3 protein-coding genes and 1 pseudogene are annotated in these 3,949 nt (G+C 63.4%); all 4 read left to right on the top strand.

What is annotated here, in order from left to right; genetic code table 11:
• The coding region (gene aroB, locus VFL64_RS12115) for a 3-dehydroquinate synthase (protein ID WP_489540632.1) at positions 1-902 on the top strand (902 nt) is incomplete at its 5' end.
• Positions 903-928: 26 nt separating this feature from the next.
• A complete protein-coding gene (locus tag VFL64_RS12120; protein ID WP_489540633.1) occupies positions 929-2,053 on the top strand; it encodes a deoxyguanosinetriphosphate triphosphohydrolase in 1,125 nt (374 codons plus the stop codon).
• Positions 2,054-2,058: 5 nt separating this feature from the next.
• Entirely contained in the window at positions 2,059-2,775 is a 717-nt protein-coding gene (locus VFL64_RS12125; RefSeq protein ID WP_489540634.1) for a transposase, read from the top strand.
• Positions 2,776-2,881: 106 nt separating this feature from the next.
• Positions 2,882-3,949, top strand: a pseudogene (locus VFL64_RS12130) (glutamate synthase subunit alpha); the annotation flags it as partial.

Below are 3,949 nucleotides of genomic sequence, written 5' to 3' on the forward strand. Positions count from 1 at the left end.
GCTATCCAAGCGTCTTGCAGATCGACCTCCCCGATGGCGAGTCCTACAAAGACTGGAGTTCGCTGAACCAAATCTTCGAGACGCTCTTGAGCAGAGGGTGCGACCGCAAGACGGTGCTCTTCGCTCTGGGCGGTGGCGTGGTGGGCGACATCACCGGCTTCGCTGCCGCGTGCTACATGCGAGGCGTCCCCTTCGTCCAAGTACCGACGACGTTGTTGGCGCAGGTGGACTCGTCCGTGGGTGGCAAGACCGCCATCAACCACCCCCTGGGCAAGAACATGATTGGGGCCTTCTACCAACCCCTGCGGGTGATCGCCGACCTTGACACGCTCGACACTTTGCCAGACCGAGAGATCTCGGCTGGATTGGCCGAAGTGATCAAGTACGGACCGATTGCCGATGACGCGTTTCTCAGCTGGATCGAGGCAAACTTCGACGCGCTGTGGGCTCGCGACAAGAAGGCGCTGGCCTACGCCGTCAAGCGCTCCTGCGAAATCAAGGCGTGGGTGGTAGGTCAAGATGAGCGTGAATCCGGGCTTCGGGCGATCTTGAACTTTGGCCACACCTTCGGTCATGCAATCGAAGCGGGTCTTGGCTTCGGGGCCTGGCTGCACGGCGAGGCTGTGGGCTGTGGGATGGTGATGGCCGCGGATTTGTCGCGCCGCCTGGGCCTCATCGACTCCGCCTACGTCGATCGCCTGACACGGCTGATCGAGCGCGCCAAGTTGCCTGTGCGTGGACCGGATCTGGGTGCCGAGCGATATCTGGAACTGATGCGCATCGACAAGAAGTCCGAAGGCGGCGAGATTCGTTTCGTGGTGATTGATGCTCCAGGTCGCGCATCGGTGCGGGCCGCTCCGGATCATGTGGTTCGCGAGGTCATTGCCGCACACACCCTCTGACGAGGTCCTGCCTGGTTGTCGGCTCCATGTTGAAACCCTATGCGTGCGTCCCTGAAGCGTCGCGGGGTCGGCGTCACCCCGAAGCGCCTGCCCCGACACGCAGCGAGTACCAGCGCGATCGAGATCGGATCGTGCACAGCACGGCCTTTCGGCGGCTGGTCTACAAGACGCAAGTCTTCCTGAACCACGAAGGGGATCTCTTTCGAACCCGCCTGACGCACTCGCTGGAAGTTGCTCAGCTGGGGCGCTCGATTGCGAGGACACTGGGCCTCAACGAAGACCTGGTCGAGGCGATCGCGCTGGCGCATGACCTCGGCCACACCCCATTCGGCCACGCCGGACAGGACGCGTTGAATGACTGCCTTCGAGCGGCAGATCCGGCGAGCGGTGGCTTCGAGCACAACCTGCAAAGCCTCCGAGTCGTGGACAGTTTGGAGGAGCGCTACCCTGACTTCGACGGGCTCAACCTGACGTTCGAAACCCGCGAGGGCATCTTGAAGCATTGCTCGCTGCGCCATGCCGAACGGCTGGATGCCAATGAGCCGGGAGGTGTCGGCCGGCGCTTCATTGAGCGCACCCAGCCCAGCCTGGAGGCCCAGTTGTGCAACCTGGCCGACGAGATTGCCTACAACGCCCACGATGTCGACGACGGCGTGCGCTCGGGCTTGCTCAGCCTCGATCAACTGGAGGATGTTCCCTTGTTCGCGCGCTTTCGCAGGCAGGCTCTCGATCGACATCCCGGTCTGGCCGGGCGCCGCCTGCTGTTCGAAAGCATTCGCCTGATGCTCTCGGCCCAGGTCTACGACGTTCTGGATGCTACGAGCGCTGCACTTCTCGAGAGCGCGCCGCTGCATGTGGATGAGGTGCGCAGCGCACCGCCTCTGGTCTGCTTCAGTGAAGCCATGGCGCGCGAGAGCATCGCGCTGAAGCGCTTTCTGCGGACCAACCTCTACCGGCATCCGCAAGTGACTTCCACCACCGATCGCGCGAAAGAGGTCATTCACGAGCTGTTCGCGGCGTACCAGTCGGAGGCGATCCAGGACTCCCCATCGACGCGCCTGCGCGGCACAGCCGATTACATCGCCGGCATGACGGATCGCTTCGCGCTGCGCGAGCATGAGCGACTGACGGGTCGCCGGCTGTTCGACTGACATCCATGGCTCGGCTCCCCCGACTGTGCGTTCCAGGCTGGCCGCATCTGCTGACGCAGACCGGGCACAACCGGCAGCCGGTGTTTCGGGACGATGCCGATCGCGGGCTCTTTCTCGATCTGCTGCGCGAATCGGCGGCCAGTGCGGGTGTGGTGATTCATGCGTACGGGCTGCGTGACAACGAGGTGCGATTGCTGGTCACACCGAATGCAACCGACAGCCTGAGCCGGATGATGCAAGCGCTTGGCCGGCGCTATGGCAGCAGCTTCAACCGCCGGCACGGCCACATGGGGAGCTTGTGGGAGGGGCGCTTCCGAGCGACTGTTGTAGAACCGGAACAACATTTGCTTTCGTGCATGCGCTACACGGAAGACTTGGGCATCAGCGTGGACGCAAGCACGCAACTGGGGCATGTGGTGTGGTCCAGCGCGGCGCATCACCGTGGCGAGCGAACCGATCCTCTTGTCGGCGACCACCTCCAGTACTGGTCTTTGGGTAACACGCCTTTCGAGCGTGAGGCTGCCTATAGAGAGGTGTTGCAGCAGGCGCTTACTTCACAGGAGTTGGCGCAGATTGCCGATGCAGTTGCGAAAGGGTGGCCGCTCGGTTCGCGTGGCTTTCTGGAGCGCCTGGCGGCCGCCACTGATCGGCGGGTTGAGCCCCGGCCACGCGGTCGGCCGCCCAAGCGGGCTGGCAATCTGGCCCCAATTGAGAAGGTCTGATTTTGCCGAGCTATTAATTAGTTCCTGACCCCGATTCATTTGATTGTGACGGCTGCTGCGCTGCAGTATTCTTCGCTCCATCCACAGCTTTGAGACGGAGTGCGCCATGAACCAGGCCGCCCAAGGGGTTGCTGCCCCTGAAGAATTGCGTGACGCGGCCGAGTTCGGCCTCTACAGCCCCGCCAACGAACACGATGCCTGCGGCGTCGGCTTCGTGGCGCACATCAAGGGGCACAAGGCTCATCACATCGTCGAGCAGGGGCTGAAGATCCTCGAGAACCTCGACCACCGGGGTGCTGTCGGTGCCGACAAGCTGATGGGCGACGGCGCGGGCATCCTGATCCAGATCCCCGACGAGTTCTACCGCGCCGAGATGGCCGCCAAAGGCATCGAGTTGCCGCCTCCCGGCGAGTACGGCGTGGGCATGATCTTCCTTCCGAAGGAGCATGCCTCCCGCCTGGCTTGCGAAGAAGCGCTGGAGCGCGCCGTCAAGACCGAAGGCCAGGTGCTGCTGGGCTGGCGCGACGTGCCGGTCGACACCGACATGCCGATGTCGCCCACCGTGCGCCAGAAGGAGCCGATCATTCGGCAGATCTTCATCGCCCGCGGCGCCGACGTGATCGTGCCCGACGCGCTGGAGCGCAAGCTGTACGTGATCCGCAAGACGGCCTCGAGCGCCATCCAGCGCCTGAAGCTCACGCACAGCCACGAGTACTACGTGCCCAGCATGAGCTGCCGCACCATCATCTACAAGGGCCTGCTGCTGGCCGACCAGGTGGGCAAGTACTACAAGGACTTGCAAGACCCGCGCGTCACCTCGGCGCTCGCGCTCGTGCACCAGCGCTTCTCCACCAACACCTTCCCCGAGTGGCCGCTGGCCCACCCCTACCGCATGGTGGCGCACAACGGCGAGATCAACACCGTCAAGGGCAACTTCAACTGGATGCGTGCGCGCGAAGGCGTGATGAAGTCGCCGGTGCTCGGCGACGACCTGCAGAAGCTCTACCCAATCAGCTTCGAGGGCCAGTCCGATACGGCCACCTTCGACAACGCGCTGGAGTTGCTGACGATGAGCGGCTATTCGCTCGCTCACGCCGCGATGATGATGATTCCCGAGGCGTGGGAACAGCACACCACGATGGACGAGCGCCGCCGCGCGTTCTACGAGTACCAC

Source organism: Rhizobacter sp., assembly GCF_035702065.1.
Taxonomy (GTDB): Bacteria; Pseudomonadota; Gammaproteobacteria; order Burkholderiales; family Burkholderiaceae_C; genus Rhizobacter.